This window comes from Mesorhizobium sp. M0152 (assembly GCF_040322415.1).
Classification (GTDB): Bacteria; Pseudomonadota; Alphaproteobacteria; order Rhizobiales; family Rhizobiaceae; genus Mesorhizobium.
The window spans coordinates 1-17,063 of sequence record NZ_JAMYTH010000019.1 but is presented as its reverse complement, the minus strand read 5'-3'; the positions used below and the strand labels follow the sequence as shown (position 1 = coordinate 17,063).

Here is a 17,063-nt window from a genome sequence, read left to right as displayed (position 1 = left end):
CTTGCGCGGAGGGTTACGAAAAGGCGATCCGCAAGCTGGCTCGCGCCAGGCTTTCACGCATCAAGCGCCTGATGAAGGTAGCGGCGTAAGGAGCCGCTCGAGCCCTACCGGTTGCACTGCGCCTACCCCTTCAACAGGGCCGCCAGCCTTGGGATGCCCTCGCTCACCGCGCGGCGGTCGGCGAGCGTGAAGGACAGCCGCAGCGTGTTGCGTCCCGAACCGTCGGCGAAGAAGGCGTTGCCGGGCACGAAGGCGACGCGTGCCTCCTTCACCGATCGCGCCAGCAATTCGGTGGCGTCGGACCCCTCGGGCAGCGTTACCCAGACGAACATGCCGCCTTCCGGTCGGCTCCAGGTCACGCCGGCCGGCATGTTGGCCTCGAGTGCGGCAAGCAGGCCGTCGCGGCGCTCGCGGTAGGCGCCGATGAGTTTTTCGACTTGGCTGTCGAATACGGCCTCGGCCACGCGGTGCATCACCATCTGGTTGATCGACGGGCTGTGCAGGTCGGAGGCCTGCTTCATCAGCACCAGCTTCTCGACGACGTGGCGCGGCGCGCAGACCCAGCCGACACGCATGCCCGGCGACAGTATTTTCGAGAACGAGCCGCAATAGAGCGTGCGCGCCTTGTCGATGCCGCCCGATCGGGCGCAATCGAGCGCCAGGATCGGCGGCACGCCCTCGCCGTCATAGCGCAGCGCGCGATAGGCGGCGTCCTCGATGACGGCGATGTCGAGTTCGCCGGCCAGGTCGAGCACCGCCTCGCGCTGCTGCCGGTCCAAGGTGTTGCCGGTCGGGTTGGCGAAATCCGGCACCAGATAGGCGAACTTGACCTTGCCGCCATCCGCCGCCGCCGCCGCGCGATAGGCATCGGGCGTCATGTTGCCGCCGTTAACGGTCAGCCGGTCATAGCGCGGCTCGTAAGCGTTGAAGGCCTGCAGCGCGCCGAGATAGGTCGGCCATGTCACCAGCGCGGTGTCGCCAGGCGACAGGAACAGTTTGCCGAGATAATCCAGCGCCTGCTGCGAACCGGAAGTGATGAAGATGTTGGCCTCGTCGCAGGAGACGCCGAGCTTGCCCATCTGTCCGGCGATCCAGCGCCGCAACGGCAGGTAGCCCTCCGAGACCTGATACTGCAAAGCCGCCCCCGCTTCGGCGCCGCCCAGCACATCGGCATAGGCGTCGCGGATCGCTTCGGCCGGAAACAGCGACGGATCGGGAATGCCGCCGGCGAACGAGATGATGTCGGGCTGGTCGAGCAGCTTCAGGAGCTCGCGGATTTCGGACGCCTTCATGCGCGACGAGCGCGAAGCCAACAGGTTCATCAAGGTCAAGGCGCGCCTCCCGCGACAATTTGGAATAGGTCAACCTAGCTGACCTATATCGGCTTTTCCCAGCCATTTGAATAGAGCCTGATAACCTTTCGGCATACGCCAGCCGCCGGCGATCTGGAGTGGCGCGCATGCCCGCAGCAATTCCAGGAAAAGTGCGAGGCGGATTCCGTCCAGCGGCCAGCTCTTCGAACCCACCGCTCAATCCCCATCCCCAGGCTTGGCCTTGCCGCACTGCGCCAGCACCTTGCCGATGGCCGCGCTCGATCCCTTCAGCGGAAAACCGGCCTGGCCGTATTTGGCGGCGCTGACCAGTACCTCGCCCTTCCCGCGCAGCAGGCCCAGCAGCGGATCGGCCCGGGCAAGCTCCACCACGAAATAATCGTACATGGCTTCGAGCTGCAAAGTCTTGGTCACGGTCTTGCCGTCGGCCTTGAAGTCGAACGCGCCGCTGATGCCGGGCTCCAGTTGCGGGCCGGCGCCGCCGAGGTCGAAGCTCAGCACCGGCCTGTCGAAACAGGTCAGCATCAGCCACGAATCGCCTTTCGACCCGCCGCAGACCGAGGCGGTCAGCACGCTGCCGCCCTCGTCCTCCTCCATCTTCGCGCTCCAGCCGTCGCAGGGCGCGGCGAAGGCCGGCTGCGCGATCTGCAACGCCATCACGGCGCCGGCGATGACGAGATATCGCATGATTTCCCCCTCCAATATTTGCAGCACCCGACGGCAACCTATAGGAAAAGCCGTCCGGTGGCATTGCCTGTCCGCACCGGTCCGATTTCGCGGAGAGCGTGCTTGAGAAGCTGTATTCGCCTGTGTCTTTCCCTGGCCGCCCTGATGGCCTTGCCGCTCGCGGCGCACGCCGACTGGAAGCCGGTCGAGCAGATCAAGCCATACGCCATCTCGGGCCAGTCGGGGCCGGAACTCTACCGCTCGATCGGCGAGAACGGACCGAAGCTCGGCATCGTCCATGCCATTGCCCACACCAATTTCAAGCTGACCTGGACCAGGGACTATCAGGCGCGGGCCGGAGCCTGCGTGCTGGCCTCGGCGCGACCGAAGCTGATCATCACGTATACCTTGCCCAGCGCCTCCGCGCCGCTGCCGCCAGCCATCCAGAAGAACTGGGAGGTTTTTCTGGCCGGCGTCAGCGCCCACGAGAAGGTACACGGCGCAGCCATCATCGACATGGTGCGCAAGATAGAGGCGGCGACCGTCGGCCTCACGGTCCCCGATGACCCGAAATGCAGCAAGATCCGGACCGAGATGACCAGGCTTCTGTCGGAACTTTCACAGGCGCAGCGGCAGGCCAGCCGCGACTTCGACCGTGTCGAGCTCGGCCAGGGCGGCAATCTCCAGAAGCTTATCCTCGCTTTGGTGAATGGCGGCTAGTGTCGCGAGCGAGACGCCGAAACCGATCGGCCGAGAGCTGATCAGGCGTTCAGGCGGTCGGACCAAAGCGCCAGGCTTTCGGCACGCTAGCGGGGCGAGGAACTAGCGCTCATCCACCCGCGCGCTCAACTCCGCCCGCTTCTCGTCCGACACCACCGCCAGATCCAAGACCTTCTGCAATTCGGCCGCATGGCGGAACGACGGTTCGCCTTGCACGCCGGTTCGCACCGCATCGGCGAAACGCTGGTAGTTGGTGGGCACCACGCCGGCGTCGAGTTCTTCCCATATGGCGTCGTCGACGTTGGCGCCGACGCACGCCTTGAGGTGCGAGCCGTCGAGATTATACACCACCTCGATGCCGCCTCTGTCGCCATAGATGCGCAGGCGGAGTTCGTTGAGATGGCCGGTCGCCCAGCGGCTGGCATGCACCACGCCGAAGGCGCCGTTGGAAAAATCCAGCGTCATGGCGAAGCTGTCATTGGCGTCGAGCCCGTACTCGCCGATGTGGTTGCCGGGCGCCTTGTCGAAGGTGCGCAGCCGGCAGAAGACATGGTCGATGTGGAGAGCCGCGCCATAGCTGGCGAAATCGAGGATGTGGATGCCGACATCGCCGAGCACGCCGTTCGAGCCGTGGCCGCGCGACAGCCGCCAGAGCCATTTCGGATCGCTGCGCCAGTCGCCCCAGAACTTCGACACCAGCCAGCTTTGCAGATAGGACGCCTCGACATGCCTGACCGTGCCGATTTCACCCGCCTGCACCATCTGGCGTGCCTTCTGCAGGGCCGCGACACTGCGATAGGTGAGGTTGACCATGTTGACGATGCCGGCGGCTTCGGCCGCTTGCGCCATCTCGATGGCCTTGCCAAAATTCTCGGCCAGCGGCTTCTCGCACAGGACCGGCTTGCCGGCGGCGATCAGCGCCATGGTGGTCGCATGATGGATGCGGTCCGGCGTGACATTGGCCACCGCGTCGAAGGCGCCCCATTCCAGCGCCGCCTCCAGCGAGGTGAAGCGGTTGGGGATATTGAAACCGTCGGCGAATTCGCCGACGCGCTCCGGATCGACATCGACGGCAGCCACGATGTCGACGCCCTCGATGGCGCTGAAGCGCCGGGCATGTTCCTGCGCCATCCAGCCGGTGCCGAGTATCAAAAGCCGCATATTTTGCTCCCTGGGCGAGGTGTCTGACAGGTTGAACGATCAGGCCACGCGCCTGCGGCCATTGGCGAAAGCCGGCTTGGTTCCTCCCGGCAGCGCCCCTCAGATAGCGCGAATAATGCCGCCGTCGACCCGGATGTTCTGGCCGGTGATGTAGCCGGCGCCTTCCGAAGCCAGGAAGGCGATGGTCGCGGCAATTTCTTCCGAGGTGCCATAGCGCTGCATCGGCACGCTGTCGCGGCGCTCCTCGGTGGCCGGCAGGCTGTCGATCCAGCCGGGCAGCACATTGTTCATGCGCACATTGTCCGATGCATAGGTGTTGGCGAAAATCTTGGTATAGGCGGCAAGCCCGGCGCGGAACACGGCTGATGTCGGAAACATCGGGCTCGGCTCGACCACCCAGGCCGTTGAGATGTTGATGATGGCGCCGGCCTTCTGCTTGACCATCTGCGGCGCCACGATGCGCACCGGACGGATGACGTTCAGGAGATAGACGTCCATGCCGGTGTGCCATTGCTCGTCTGATATCTCCAGGATCGGCGCGCGCGGCCCGTGGCCGCCGCTGTTGACCAGCACGTCGATGCGGCCCCACCGCTCCAGCGTCAGGTCGGCAAACTGCTGCAAATCGTCATTCGACTGGTTGGAGCCGGTGACGCCGAGCCCGCCCAATTCCCTGGCCAGCGCCTCGCCCTTGCCGGACGACGATAGGATGGCGACCTTGAAACCATCCGCCGCCAGGCGCTTGGCCGCCGCCGCCCCCATGCCGCTGCCGCCGGCCACGACAACAGCTACTTTTTCTGCACTCATTGGATTTTTCCTCTTGGATTGGCGAAACTGCGACCGGCACGCCCGGCGCTCGGGCGCCGGTATAGCCGGTTTCGCCGTCCGGTTCGAACCGGAAACTCTGAATCCAAGCAGCAGAAAAACTGAATGCCGCGCTTAGCCGGTCCGGAACATCGCTACGGCCGCCGCGACGGGCGCTATCCCGCCGACCAAACTGATCGAATCGATCTTGCTTTCACGGTTGGCGATCAATGGAGTTGACATCGGAAAGCTGGACGATCCTTCGCGCCCTCCTCTGTCCTGCCGGACAGAGAGGGGCGATTGGCGGCCGCTACCAGACTCGCCGGCATTTGAATAAAAACCACTTGTGGATATTTACCTCGCGTTCCGCCGGGCGAGCCAAGATATACATTAGGGCGGGATCATGGAGGGTACCATTGACCAGCGATTTTTCCGCCGCCCGTATCCATCTCGAACGCGCCTATCACTATCTGCGCGGCAATGACGAAACGAGCCGCTTGGCATGCGAGGCCCTCGATCTCCTGATCGAATCGGTGGCGGAAGCGCAGCACAGGCGGCCCGAGGCCGGGGTGTTGGAGTTTTCGCGGCCGATGGCACGCCGGAGCAGCTGATCAGGAAGCCTTGCGGGCCGATGCCGCGCCCGCCGCCGTCACGATCTGCTCCAGCGGCTCGGGCCGGTGCAGCAGGAAACCCTGGCCGAAATCGACGCCCATCGCCTGCAAGACATCGAGCGTCTCCGGCTGCTCGATCTTCTCGGCCACGACGCCACAGCCGACGCTTCGGGCAATGCCCGCTATGGCCGAGACGATCTCGCGGTCGAAGCGGCTCTCGGCGATGTGCTCGATGAAGGACCCGTCGATCTTGATGGCGTCTACCGGAAAGCGCCGGAGATATTCGAACGAGCTCATGCCGGCGCCGAAATCGTCGAGGCTGACGCGGCAGCGCCGTTCGCGCGCCTTGCGCACGAAGGTCTCGGCGGCAGCGAAATTGGTGACGGCGGCGGTTTCCGTAATCTCGAAGCCGATGGCGGAATGCGGCGCCCCGGTTTCGTCGATGACGCTGTCGACGAAATCCCACAGCCGCGGGTCGCTCAGCGTCTGCGCCGACAGGTTGAAGCCGAGCGTGACGGCGCCCGACTTCATCGCCGCGCCGTGCAGCGACAGCGCGGTGCGGATGATCCAGCGGTCGAGCCGCGGGGCGATGCCGAAGCGCTCGGCCGCCGGTATGAACTCGCCCGGCGGGATCAGCCGGCCATCGCGCCCCGCGAGTCTGGCCAGCACCTCGACATGGCGGCTTTCTTCCCACGGCCGGCCCAGCCGGTGGATCTGCTGGCCGAACAGTTTCAGCCTGCCGTCTTCCATGGCATCGACCGTGTCGGCGGCAAGCCGCGCCGCATTGAGGCCGCCGGAGGCGGCCTCGGCCGAAAACACCGCGAAGCGATCGCGCCCGGCCGCCTTCGCCGCGTAGCAGGCATCGTCGGCGCAGGCCAGCGCGTCGGCCACCGCCATGTCGCGATCGCTGACAATGGCGATGCCGCCGCTTGCCGCCAGCCGGCGCGTGGCGGCGAGGCCGAGATCGGCGCCGCGCACGGCGGCAAGGATGGCATCGGCGATTCGTTCGGCTTCCGCCCCATCGCAATTTGGCACCATCAGCGCGAACTCATCGCCGCCGAGCCGCGCCGCATGCGCCAGGGGCGGCAGGCAGCGGCCAATGCCGGCGGCAACGCTCTTCAGCGCGATGTCGCCCGCCGCGTGGCCGGCGAAATCGTTGAGCGCCTTGAAGTAGTCGAGATCGACATAGAACACCGCCAGCGGCACGCCCGAGGCGATGCGGTCGCCGAGCAGCCTGTCGAACGCGGCGCGGTTCCACAGGCCGGTCAGCGCATCGTGGCGGGCGGCATGGGCGAGCTCCTGCTCGCGCAACTTGTCCTCGGTGATGTCGCGCACCGTACCCAGGATCTGGCCCGCGGCACCCGCGGCGGCGACGTAGCGGACCAGCGATTCGACATGACGGACTGCGCCGTCGCGCCTGACGATGCGGTATTGCGTGGCGGTGACCTTGTCCGAGCCGGGTTTCGGCAGGTGCGCCCGCTCGGTGGCTTCCTTGTCGTCGGGGTGCAGAAAAGTGTGCCAGAGGCCGGCGGTGACCTCGTCCGTATCGGCGGTGAGGCCGAATATGTCCCTGGTGCGGGCGTCCCAATAGCTCTTGTTGGTGGCGACATCGTAATGCCATATGCCGGTGCCGCTTGCGGCGAGCGCCAGGCGGAAGCGCACATTGACCTGTTCGAGTTCGGCTTCGGCCGCCTTCTGCTTCGAAATGTCGGTCTGCACGCCCATCAGCCGCAGCGGCCGCCCGTCAGCGCCGCGCTCGACGATGCCGCCGCGGTCGAGCACCCACACCCAATGGCCAAGCTTGTGCCTGAGCCTGAGCTCGGTCTCGATGGCGTCGGTCTGGCCGGCAATGTGGCTGTCGCCGCTGGCCAGCGCCCGCTCGCGGTCGTCGGGATGGGTGAGCCGCAGCCACAGATCGCTGGTGTTTGCGATCTCATCCTCTTCATAGCCGAGCATCCGCGCCCAGGTCGCCGAATAGAAGCAGTCGCCGGTCGCAAGATCCCAGTCCCAGACGCCGAGGTGGGCGCGCTCCAGCGCCTTCGCCCAGAACGCTCCGCTGCGACTTTTCTTGTGCCGACCCGCCATGTTCCGCTTCGTCCGTCCCGCTCGCGGCAATTTGCGGCAGAACCAGAGAAGAAACAGTTACCGCCGGAAGTCCTCGATTGCGGCGTCCTGTCCACCTTTCGATTGGCGGGCAAGAACCGGAGTTTTGTCGCCGGGCGGTCCTCCCAGGGATTGCGGGCGGTCGCCCGAGGCGGCGATCTCGCGCAACCACAAGAGGACCTCCCAATGACCAAGCAGGAAGACAACAAGGCCGTCGTCGTCAGATGGTTCACCGACTTCTGGGGTGAAAGCTGCGACCTGTCGGTCGTCGACGCCATCGCCGCGCCCGACATGCTGCTGAAATACTCGCTGCACGAGCCGCGCCGCGGCCGCGATGACATCAAGGAATTCATGACCGGTTTCCGCGCTGCTTTCCCGGACCTCAACTTCTGGGCCACTGCGGACCTCATCGCCGAGGGCGACTATGTCGTCGGCCAGTGGGAGGGCGGCGGCACTCATACCGGGCCGGCCTTCGGCGATTTCCTCGCCGGTTCGCTGCCCGCCGCCACCGGCCGCACCATGCGCTTCACCGGCACCACGGTGCTGAAGCTGGTCGACGGCAGGATCGTCGAGGAGATCGGCCTCGACGACGGCGTCACCGCCCTCACCCAGCTCGGCTTGATCAAGGCCGCGTGAGGCCGCAGGGCTGTCGCCCTCCAGGGCGACGGCTCTCTTTGATCCGCGACGATGAGACAGCCCGCGACAGGTGAAAGCCACAATGCTGGCGGATGGATACTTCGTCGCCAACCAATCGTGGTCAACGGATCGTTGCCAACAAAAGATAAATTATGCAGATCTAATGTTGTGCACTTCTTCGACCTGAAGTGTAACTGATTAGTAATACGTCATCTGCGAAACATCATGACAGTGTTTCGGGCATGGCGGGATATCCTTTATGAGTGCTCACTCCGAGCGGAGCGGCGGCAATCGTCGCTCTGCTGCCATTTTCGAGTTCGGCATTGCGGCAAGCAGAAGCGGCTGGTGGCTGGCGGCCCTGTGCCTGGCCTATGCCGCGGCTGCCCTTTGCCTGCAGCCGGATCGCTATCTGCGTCTGGCGCAATCCTATGCCCAGCCGTTCATTTTCTTCATGCCGACACTTCTGGCGGCTGGCCTCGGCGTGGTGGCGCTAATATTTGCCAGGCACGCGCCGACAAGATTCATGCTCGATACGTTCCGGCAGCGTTGGCTGGGCGCCGCGCCGGTGATCCTTCTGTTCTTTCTAGGCATCACCGCCTTCACCACCTTGAAGGTCGCGATCCCGGATATCGTCCCATTCTATGCCGACCGCATGCTGGCGGAGTTCGATCTTCGGCTGCATGGGACCGATCCCTGGACATGGGCGCACAGCATCGTTCCAGAGCCCGTCTCGGCCGTCATTTTCGCTGGCTACGGATATGGCTGGCACGTGCAATGGTTCGGCACTTTGCTGTTCGTCGCCTTCTGGAACAGCCCAGTCCGGCGCCTGCGTTATCTCTGGGCGTTCGCCCTGACCACGATCCTGTGCGGCACCGTTCTAGCCACCATGTTGTCATCCACCGGGCCGATATTCCACGATCAGGTCTACGGCGGCGAGAGGTTTGCCGCACTGCGAACCGCGCTGGCGCATAACGGCCACGCCGCATCGGTCCATGCCTATGCCAACTATCTGCTTACAGCCTACCGAAGCGGCGGCCCGGAACTGGGCGGCGGCATCTCCGCGATGCCGAGCATGCACGTCGCCTTCGCCACGCTCAACGCGTTCTTCCTCGCCGGGTTCGGCCGCCGCTGGGCGGTTGCCGGCTGGTCCTTCGCGGCCTTCATCCTGTTCGGTTCGGTCTACACCGGCTGGCATTATGCCGTGGATGGCTACCTTTCGATCCTCGTCGTGTCCGCGCTCTGGCACCTGACGGGGCTTTTGGTCTTGCCGCGGGCGAGCCGAGACATCGCCCACGCCGGCTTGGCGATTCCCGACCCGGCGCCACGGTGACCTGACCAGAAGGCCGGATGGCCAGGCGGCGTTGGCGCCGCCTGGCCGCATTGCTTATTGGCTCGGCGCCACGACGTGTTCGCATGACACTTTCGGGTTCATGTCGGCGAACGCACCGGTCGGGTTGCCCTTCCAGGCCCAGACATGCAGTTCGTAGAACTCGCCCAGGCCGTAGCGGTTCGGCGCGCTGCTGAAGTTGAACAACTGGCCGTCCAGCGAGGCCGGCCCCTTCGCGGTGATGTACTCGACCGCCACCAGCTCGAGCGTGCCGTCGGCCATCGGCTCGTACATCACGGCTTCGGGACGGGCGATGTCGATCTTGTCGTCCTTCAGGTACTGGCCGTTGACATAGTGGATGCCCATGGCGCCGCCGGTGATGCCGCTGGCGCAAGGAATGGGCGCGTAGCCCTCGGCCGTCGCGGCCTTGACGTCGAGAAACCGGCTGTTGGCGGCCCGCACCTTGTCGGCCAGCGGATTGGGGCCGGGCGCGGCCGCTTCCTGATGCGCCTGCGCGAAGGTGGCGCAGACGGTGAGCACGGTCCCTGCCAAGAGGAGCCTGTTATAAAAGTTCGATATCATCTTCATTCCATTCTTCTTGAAAAAGCACGGCTGGCCGGCCGCCGAAAATACGGAGGCCCGGCAGGCAAGCGCCGTGACTGTTGTTGCTTGGAGATCCCGATGCGAGAAATGCCGATCATCCTTTCGGCAGATACGGGATCGTTCCGGCCAGATCGGTGTTGTCGATCAGCTGGAAACGGCTGTCGCTGCCGCCCTGGCGGGCCGAGACGAAGGGGGCGTAGGCCGGATCGTTGGTGAAGGCGCGCGCCTCCGCTTCGGACGGGAACGCCATCAGGGCGATCAGCGTGGTGTCGAGCGGCTTGCCTTCCAGCGTCTTCACATTGCCGCTGCGCGACAGATATCTGCCGCCATGCTTGTGGACGAGGTCGTGCACCGAGGCGGCGTAGGCCGGCACCCATTGCGGGTCCTTCACCTTGATGTCTGCAATGACGTATGCGGTCATAGGTAGTCTCCTGGTTGCGGCGCACAGGAGTATCCCGTGCACCGGCCAAAGAGCTCGCATGGCAAGGCCCGCGCCAACCAGTCCGCGATCTGTACTGGGCCGGTACAGTTTCCGTACTGGCCGCTTCATTCATGAAGGCCTAATGTTCGGCCGAATTCGAGGGAGAGGCACCGATCATGACCCAGCACGGATACAAGCAGTTCTGCCCGCTATCGATGGCCGCCGAGGTGCTGTGCACCCGCTGGACGATGGTGCTGATGCGCGAACTGGTGGCCGGCTCGACCCGCTTCAATGACCTGCGCCGCGGCGTGCCAAAGATGTCGCCGACCCTTCTGTCGCAACGGCTGAAGGAGCTTGAGCTTGCCGGAATCGTCGAGCGCAAGGAGATCCAGGGCGAGAAGGGGATTTTCGACTATCGGCTGACGGAGGCCGGCCGCGATCTGCGTCCCGTCGTCGAAGCGATGGGCTTCTGGGGGCAGAAATGGGTCGAGTCGCGATTGTCGCTGAAGAACCTCGATCCGTCATTGCTGATGTGGGACATGCGGCGCAATCTGAACCCCACGCCGCTGCCCGAGGGGCGCACGGTGATACAATTTCTGTATCAGGAGCTACCGGCCTCCAAACGGTCATGGTGGCTGATCGTCGAGAAGCACGGCGAGGTCGATCTGTGCTGGTACGATCCGGGCTTCGACGTCGACCTCTACGTCTCGACCGACCTGCACACGATGACGGCGATCTGGATGGGCGTGCAGACGGTCGAGAAGGCCGGCGCGAAAATTGCCCTGACCGGCGACCTGGCCATCGGCAGGAAGATGCAGAGCTGGCTCGGGCTCAGCCCGTTCGCGGTGGAGCCTAAACGCGCGGCTTAGGAGAAGCCGCATAAACCACCTAACTGTCAGTCAAGGCTTAGGCGCTTGCACTCCCCATCATTTGCTTCGATCGGGGAATGCTTGTCCTCATAAGCCTTGATCAGGGTAGCGAGGATATCGAAGCGGTCGCCATCGAGGGAGCCGACCTCCGGCTCATTCTCGAAATATCTGGTGATTTCGGCGATCGCCCGATCGTAATCGGCTTCGGTCTCAATGGGTCGAATATTTTCCATCACACCATCTCCGGATCAATCTTGTCATATTCTTTGTTGTCAGGAAACGGGTGGCAAAACCGTCTTTCGGCGGCTTCAATGCGGCCATGTTCATCACCCTGGCCAGGAACCTGAAAGCCACGCCGCTGTCGGTTGCCGAGGATCCGCGCTGGGCGCGCATCGTGGCGCGCGACAAATCGGCGGACGGGCAATTCTGGTATTCGGTGGCGACGACCGGCGTCTACTGCCGGCCCTCCTGCCCGTCGCGGCGGGCCAACCCGAAAAACGTACAGCTGCACGACACGCTGGCTCAGGCGAAAGCGACCGGCTTTCGCCCATGCCGGCGCTGCAACCCGGATGGCCCGTCGCTCGAGGCCGGCAACGCGGCGATGGTCGCCGATGCCTGCCGCAGGATCGAGCAGAGCGAGGAAGAACCGTCACTTGGTGAGCTGGCGGCCGCCGCCGGCCGCAGCGCGGGCTATTTCCACCGCGTCTTCAAGGCGCTCACCGGGCTGACGCCGAAGGGCTATGCCGCCGCCCACCGCGCCGCCCGGGTCCGCCGCGGCCTGGAAGACGGCGCCAGCGTCACCACAGCGATCTACGATGCCGGCTTCAATTCGAGCGGGCGTTTTTATGAGAAGTCCACCGGCATGCTCGGCATGACGCCGACCCGCTATCGCGCCGGCGGCGCCGATGAAGAAATCCGCTTCGCCGTCGGCGCGACCTCGCTCGGCGCCATACTGGTCGCGTCGAGCCAGAAGGGCGTCGCCGCGATCCTGCTCGGCGACGACCCCGACGCGCTGGTGCGCGACCTGCAGGATCGTTTCGCCAAGGCGCGGCTGATCGGCGGCGACCGCGACTATGAGGCACTGGTCGCCCGCATCGTGGGCTTCGTCGAGGCGCCGGCGCTCGGCCTCGACCTGCCGCTCGACGTGCGCGGCACCGCGTTCCAGCAACGTGTCTGGCAGGCCTTGCAGGATATCCCGGTCGGCCGCACCGCCTCCTATGCCGCAATCGCGCAGCGCATCGGCGCGCCAAAGTCGACCCGCGCCGTCGCCGCCGCCTGCGCGGCCAACACGCTTGCGGTCGCCATCCCTTGCCACCGCGTGATCCGCAAGGACGGCGCCCTGTCCGGCTACGCCTGGGGCGCGGAACGCAAGCGCGCGCTGATCGAGCGCGAGGCGCGTGAGGCAGAGCGCGCGTACTCGCGGGCCTGACGGGGATCGGCAATGCGCGCGACGGCAAGGTCTCCCAACAGCGATGCGACCAGCCGGAGCCAACGGTGTAGCCATCGACGCGAAGTCACAGGTCTTGGCCGCGATCGGCAAGCTTGTCGACAGCGGCAAGGCCGAATGGAGCCGCGCCGCAACCGGGGAGATCGAGTTGCGGCTGTTGTCAGGCGAAGTGTTCTTGCTGGGCGAGGTTTTCGTCACGCGTGTCGCTTGAAGTACACTCAGCACTCTACGGCGCCCCCCTCTGTCCTGCCGGACATCTCCCCCACAGGTGGGGAGATTGGCTGTCATCGCGGCCTTCGCCAATCCCAACGTTGCAGAACGAGAGCCGGCGCCGGAACGGCCAATCTCCCCCCTTGTGGGGGAGATGTCCGGCAGGACAGAGGGGGGCGCCGTAGAGCGCTTACCTCCGTGCCATGCCGTACCGGCCCCCAGCGCCTGCGATTTGAATTTGAAAGCAAGCATCGGAGTGAGAGACGAAAGGCACACGCCTAGGGTTCAGGCACACAAAAGGAGGCAAGGCAATGAACCTCATGCAAAATCAATTGGCCGCACCAATGCCGGTGCGTGCCCTCGACACCATCGCCTACGCCGTCGGCGAATCCGCGATCGGCGACATCCTGGCGGCGCGCAGCCATGTCGGCGTCTGCGCCATCCTGATCGGCGCCGAGGAGCGGGACCTCGCCAAGCTCTTTCCCGGCAAGCTTCTGGTCGAGGACGAACCTCGGCTGCGCGACGATCTCGCGGCAATCGCGCGCTTCATCGAAACGCCTGCCGCCGGCCTCGACCTGCCGCTCGACATGCGCCACGGCACGCCGTTCCAGCAGCGCGTGTGGGAGGTGCTGCGGGCGATCCCGTGCGGCGACACCATCACCTACACCGCGCTTGCCCAGCGGCTCGGCCGGCCGAACGGCGCCCGCGCGGTGGCGACCGCCTGTGCCGCCAATGCGATCGCGCTCGGCATTTCCTGCCACCGCGTGGTTCGCGCCGACGGCACGCCCTCAGGCTATCGCTGGGGTATCGAGCGCAAACGCGCTTTGCTCGACAAGGAGGCCGCGATATGAACGCCCATGCCGAAGTTGCCACGTCGGTGGTCGAAGCCGCCGAGACACGCATTGCCGGCTATGATTGGCCCGCCCTTGCCGCCGAGCTCGACGGTTTCGGCTGCGCGGTGATCGAAAAGCTGCTGTCGCCGCAGGAGTGCCGGCAGCTCGCCGGGCTCTATCCCCAGGAGCAGCATTTCCGCAGCCACATCCACATGGCCAGGCACGGCTTCGGCAAGGGCGAGTACCGCTATTTCCGCTATCCCCTGCCCGACCTGATCGGCGGCTTGCGCAGCGCGCTCTATCCCCGGCTGGCCGAGGTCGCCAACCGGTGGAACGAGCGTATGGGTATCGCCATGCGCTATCCCGAGACGCATGCCGAATTTCTCGAACAGTGCCACGCCGCCGGCCAGGTCAGGCCGACGCCGCTGTTGCTGCAATATGTGCCGGGCGACTTCAACTGCCTGCACCAGGACCTCTACGGCGACCTCGCCTTCCCCTTGCAGGTGGCTATCCTGCTCTCCGAACCGGGCAAGGATTTCACCGGCGGCGAATTCGCGCTGACCGAACAGCGGCCGCGCATGCAGAGCCGGGTCGAAGTCGTGCCGCTGCGCCAGGGCGACGCCGTCGCCTTCGCCGTCCACAACCGGCCGGTGCAGGGCACGAAAGGCAATTACCGCGTCAATCTGCGCCACGGCGTCAGCCGCCTGCGCTCAGGCATGCGCCACACCGTCGGCATTATCTTTCACGATGCGAAGTGAATGGTGGGGAAGGTGTGGCCTGCTTGGGACAGCTAGCCGAAGCGTTCGAACTAGGCGGGTTCCCTCTCCAGCGGTAAGCCTTTCCACAACCCACACGCTTGACAATCACCCCCTTTTGTTCTCTATTCGTTCCTATCCATCAGCAATCTTGGATGTGCAGCCGGATGGAAACGACAGCCACCATCCTGCATGCCGATCTCGACGCGTTCTATGCCTCGGTCGAGCAGTTGCTCGATCCGTCTCTGCGCGGCAAGCCGATCGCCGTGGGCGGCGGCGTGGTGCTGGCCGCATCCTACGAGGCGCGCGCTTTTGGCGTGCGCGGCGGCATGCCGGGGCGCAAGGCGCGCGAGCTTTGCCCGCAACTGATCTTCGTCGGCGGCAATTTCAAACACTATCAGCGGCTCGGCGACGCCGCGATAAAGGTGCTCGACGATTTCACGCCGGTGGTCGAGCGCATTTCGATCGACGAGGCCTTTGCCGATGTCGCCGGCTGCACGCATCTGTTCGGGCAGCCGCAAGAGATCGCCGCAACCATCCGGCGCCGGGTGCGGGCCGAACTCGGCCTGCCGATCTCGATCGGCGTGGCCCGCACCAAGCATCTGGCCAAGATCGCCTCGCAGGTCGCCAAGCCCGACGGGCTGGTGATGGTCGACCCGGCCGCCGAGCTTGCGTTCCTGCACGATCTGCCGGTCGGGCTGATGTGGGGCGTCGGCCCGGCGACCAAGGCGAGGCTGGCCGAAATCGGCGTCGAGACGATCGGCCAACTGGCCAGGACCCACAGCGGCGCGCTGACGCGGCTGCTCGGTCCCGCCGCTGGCGAGAAGCTGGCCGCGTTGTCTTGGAATCGCGACCCGCGCAGGCTGGAGACGAAGCGCCGGGCTCATTCGGCCGGCGCGCAATCGGCGCTCGGCAAGAAACCAGCCGCGGCGCGGGTCATCGTGCCGACATTGCTGCATCTGGCGGACCGCGTCGCCAGCCGGCTGCGCGCCAAGGCGCGGCCCGGCCGCACGGTGACGGTGCGGGTGCGCTTTGCCGATCTTCGCGCCGTCACGCGTTCGATCACGCTCGACCAGCCGATCTCCGCGACGACGATGCTGGCCGAAATCGCCGGCGACCTGGTGCGCGGCGTGCTCGCGGACCACCCACGGGAGAAAACGATCTCGCTGCTTGCGATCTCGGTCTCGCATCTCTGGGAAAGCGCCGAGCTGCAGCTCGAACTGCCGCTCGGCCTCGCCGACGAGAAACGCCGCCCCGGCAGCCAAAAGGGCCTGGCGCGCTTCGGCGCCGACCGCGCCATCGACAAGATCCGCGACCGCTTCGGCAAGCACGCGGTCGGCTACGGCACCGCAGCGCTGGAGGCGGCCCGCTCGGTGCCCGACGAATTCAGGGAACTGGCGGAAAAGGAATTGTAAGCAGCGCGCGGAAATATGCCGAGTTCCCGTCCATCATTCGCGCGCGAGGTGCAATGCGGATGTATCCGACATGGCGTTGCAATCCTAAAGTACAAGGCCGCGCCGACGGTTGGCGGCGGCCGCAGGCCGATGCCTTCGCAACGGGTCGTAGATGGACACACAGGAATGGCAAAGCGCAGTGCCGGATTGCTGATCTATCGCCGAAGTGACGGCGATATCAGCGTATTGCTGGTTCACCCGGGTGGGCCGTTCTGGGTGAAGAAGGACGCTGGCGCCTGGTCGATCCCGAAGGGCCTCGTCGACGAAAACGAGGACGAACTGGCGGCAGCGCAACGCGAAACGGAGGAAGAGCTCGGCGTCAAGGTCGAAGGCCCCTTCGCGCGTCTCGGCGACTACCGGCAACCCGGTGGCAAGATCGTCAGCGCCTGGTCCGTCGAGGCCGGTATCGAGATCGATCCGGCCGCCATCAGGAGCAATGTCTTCACCATGGAATGGCCGCCGCGGTCCGGGTCGATGAAGCAGTTCCCGGAGGTGGACCGAGCCGGCTGGTTCACCTTGCCGGAGGCCGCGGTGAAGATCCTCCCAGGCCAGCGCCCGATGCTGTCGGATTTGGCGGAGCGACTGGGTGCGGCATGATTGGCGCCGTCGGCGAAGCTGCCAATCTGCCCCCAAGCGGGGGAGATGTCCGGTCCACCCTCCGCAGCAGCTGCGCTGCAGCTGCGGAGGACGGGCAGGGCAGAGGGGGGGCGCTGGCCCGCCGACTCGAAGGTAGTCGTTAAAGACAGATCATCGGAAAGGCAGCGATCCCTCGCGCCCTCAATTGCAGAAGTCAGTGCCGCCCCTCATCGCCCTGCCGGGCACTTCTCCCCGTATAGTGACGGGGAGAAGGGGCTGGCCGCAACGCTGGCACCCTCTTGCAACATTGGTGAATGGCGAACATAGCGACGTACACCCCCTCTCCCCGTCACTATACGGGGAGAGGATGCCGGTCCACCCTCCGCAGCTGCAGCGCAGCTGCTGCGGAGGACGGGCAGGCAGGCAAGGGGCGGCGCCGGCGCTCGAAGGCAAGCTAGGGGCTGTTGAGAATCATCGAGAATTGATGACGGCAGCGCATGCGTAGATCATCGCGGAGAAGTTGCGATCGGTTTTCTCGC

The 17,063-nt window shown here is 65.3% G+C and carries 19 protein-coding genes; 11 read left to right on the top strand and 8 right to left on the bottom strand.

Going from position 1 to position 17,063, the window contains the following annotated elements:
• Window positions 1–122 precede the first annotated feature (122 nt).
• Both NKJ26_RS19390 and NKJ26_RS19385 read right to left on the bottom strand, forming a co-directional pair.
• The gene (locus NKJ26_RS19390) at window positions 123–1,322 is read right to left on the bottom strand and encodes an aminotransferase-like domain-containing protein (protein ID WP_352696626.1); all 1,200 of its coding nucleotides are present in this window, start codon (window positions 1,320–1,322) and stop codon (window positions 123–125) included.
• Between the two features lie 207 nt (window positions 1,323–1,529).
• Entirely contained in the window at window positions 1,530–2,018 is a 489-nt protein-coding gene (locus NKJ26_RS19385) for a hypothetical protein (protein ID WP_352607179.1), read from the bottom strand.
• 102 nt (window positions 2,019–2,120) lie between these two features.
• Here NKJ26_RS19385 and NKJ26_RS19380 point away from each other — a divergent pair, with 102 nt between their 5' ends.
• On the top strand, window positions 2,121–2,717 hold the full coding sequence (locus NKJ26_RS19380) for a DUF922 domain-containing Zn-dependent protease (RefSeq protein ID WP_352696552.1): 597 nt from the start codon (window positions 2,121–2,123) through the stop codon (window positions 2,715–2,717).
• A 102-nt stretch (window positions 2,718–2,819) separates the two neighbouring features.
• On the opposite strand, the gene NKJ26_RS19375 is transcribed toward NKJ26_RS19380, so the two are convergent.
• Both NKJ26_RS19375 and NKJ26_RS19370 read right to left on the bottom strand, forming a co-directional pair.
• A complete protein-coding gene (locus NKJ26_RS19375) occupies window positions 2,820–3,878 on the bottom strand; it encodes a Gfo/Idh/MocA family protein (protein ID WP_352607181.1) in 1,059 nt (352 codons plus the stop codon).
• 99 nt (window positions 3,879–3,977) lie between these two features.
• Window positions 3,978–4,682, bottom strand: coding sequence for an SDR family oxidoreductase (locus NKJ26_RS19370; protein ID WP_352696551.1), 705 nt, complete (start codon window positions 4,680–4,682; stop codon window positions 3,978–3,980).
• A gap of 413 nt (window positions 4,683–5,095) precedes the next feature.
• On the opposite strand from NKJ26_RS19370, the gene NKJ26_RS19365 reads away from it, so the two are divergent.
• Window positions 5,096–5,290: a hypothetical protein gene (locus tag NKJ26_RS19365; RefSeq protein WP_352696550.1), complete on the top strand. Its 195-nt coding sequence runs from the start codon at window positions 5,096–5,098 to the stop codon at window positions 5,288–5,290.
• On the opposite strand, the gene NKJ26_RS19360 is transcribed toward NKJ26_RS19365, so the two are convergent.
• Complete coding sequence (locus NKJ26_RS19360; protein ID WP_352696549.1) at window positions 5,291–7,375, bottom strand: EAL domain-containing protein; 2,085 nt, start codon at window positions 7,373–7,375, stop codon at window positions 5,291–5,293.
• Between the two features lie 204 nt (window positions 7,376–7,579).
• Here NKJ26_RS19360 and NKJ26_RS19355 point away from each other — a divergent pair, with 204 nt between their 5' ends.
• Both NKJ26_RS19355 and NKJ26_RS19350 read left to right on the top strand, forming a co-directional pair.
• Window positions 7,580–8,029 (top strand): ester cyclase, encoded by a 450-nt coding sequence (locus NKJ26_RS19355; protein ID WP_352696548.1) that lies wholly within the window; start codon window positions 7,580–7,582, stop codon window positions 8,027–8,029.
• A gap of 259 nt (window positions 8,030–8,288) precedes the next feature.
• The gene (locus NKJ26_RS19350; protein ID WP_352696547.1) at window positions 8,289–9,359 is read left to right on the top strand and encodes a phosphatase PAP2 family protein; all 1,071 of its coding nucleotides are present in this window, start codon (window positions 8,289–8,291) and stop codon (window positions 9,357–9,359) included.
• A 54-nt stretch (window positions 9,360–9,413) separates the two neighbouring features.
• Here NKJ26_RS19350 and NKJ26_RS19345 read toward each other — a convergent pair whose 3' ends face one another.
• Window positions 9,414–9,944, bottom strand: a complete 531-nt coding sequence (locus NKJ26_RS19345; protein WP_352696546.1) for a hypothetical protein — start codon at window positions 9,942–9,944, stop codon at window positions 9,414–9,416.
• Window positions 9,945–10,053: 109 nt separating this feature from the next.
• On the bottom strand, window positions 10,054–10,380 hold the full coding sequence (locus tag NKJ26_RS19340) for a DUF1330 domain-containing protein (protein WP_027025269.1): 327 nt from the start codon (window positions 10,378–10,380) through the stop codon (window positions 10,054–10,056).
• A 176-nt stretch (window positions 10,381–10,556) separates the two neighbouring features.
• On the opposite strand from NKJ26_RS19340, the gene NKJ26_RS19335 reads away from it, so the two are divergent.
• Entirely contained in the window at window positions 10,557–11,249 is a 693-nt protein-coding gene (locus NKJ26_RS19335; protein WP_352607192.1) for a winged helix-turn-helix transcriptional regulator, read from the top strand.
• A 26-nt stretch (window positions 11,250–11,275) separates the two neighbouring features.
• Here the strand turns inward: NKJ26_RS19335 and NKJ26_RS19330 are convergent, their stop codons facing one another.
• The gene (locus NKJ26_RS19330) at window positions 11,276–11,482 is read right to left on the bottom strand and encodes a transcriptional regulator (RefSeq protein ID WP_352607228.1); all 207 of its coding nucleotides are present in this window, start codon (window positions 11,480–11,482) and stop codon (window positions 11,276–11,278) included.
• An 86-nt stretch (window positions 11,483–11,568) separates the two neighbouring features.
• Here NKJ26_RS19330 and ada point away from each other — a divergent pair, with 86 nt between their 5' ends.
• The 6 genes from ada to NKJ26_RS19300 all read left to right on the top strand — a co-directional run bounded on the left by ada (window position 11,569) and on the right by NKJ26_RS19300 (window position 16,545).
• Window positions 11,569–12,678: a bifunctional DNA-binding transcriptional regulator/O6-methylguanine-DNA methyltransferase Ada gene (gene ada / locus NKJ26_RS19325; protein ID WP_352696625.1), complete on the top strand. Its 1,110-nt coding sequence runs from the start codon at window positions 11,569–11,571 to the stop codon at window positions 12,676–12,678.
• 94 nt (window positions 12,679–12,772) lie between these two features.
• On the top strand, window positions 12,773–12,907 hold the full coding sequence (locus NKJ26_RS19320; RefSeq protein WP_352696545.1) for a hypothetical protein: 135 nt from the start codon (window positions 12,773–12,775) through the stop codon (window positions 12,905–12,907).
• Between the two features lie 310 nt (window positions 12,908–13,217).
• Window positions 13,218–13,757 carry a methylated-DNA--[protein]-cysteine S-methyltransferase gene (locus NKJ26_RS19315; RefSeq protein ID WP_352696544.1) on the top strand — a complete coding sequence of 180 codons (540 nt, stop codon included), beginning with the start codon at window positions 13,218–13,220 and terminating at the stop codon, window positions 13,755–13,757.
• Window positions 13,754–14,497 carry a 2OG-Fe(II) oxygenase gene (locus NKJ26_RS19310; protein ID WP_352696543.1) on the top strand — a complete coding sequence of 248 codons (744 nt, stop codon included), beginning with the start codon at window positions 13,754–13,756 and terminating at the stop codon, window positions 14,495–14,497. The genes NKJ26_RS19315 and NKJ26_RS19310 overlap by 4 nt, the downstream gene beginning before the upstream one ends.
• Before the next feature lie 164 nt (window positions 14,498–14,661).
• Window positions 14,662–15,909, top strand: coding sequence for a DNA polymerase IV (gene dinB / locus NKJ26_RS19305; RefSeq protein WP_352696542.1), 1,248 nt, complete (start codon window positions 14,662–14,664; stop codon window positions 15,907–15,909).
• Between the two features lie 165 nt (window positions 15,910–16,074).
• Window positions 16,075–16,545 (top strand): NUDIX hydrolase, encoded by a 471-nt coding sequence (locus NKJ26_RS19300; RefSeq protein ID WP_352696541.1) that lies wholly within the window; start codon window positions 16,075–16,077, stop codon window positions 16,543–16,545.
• Window positions 16,546–17,063: the final 518 nt, after the last annotated feature.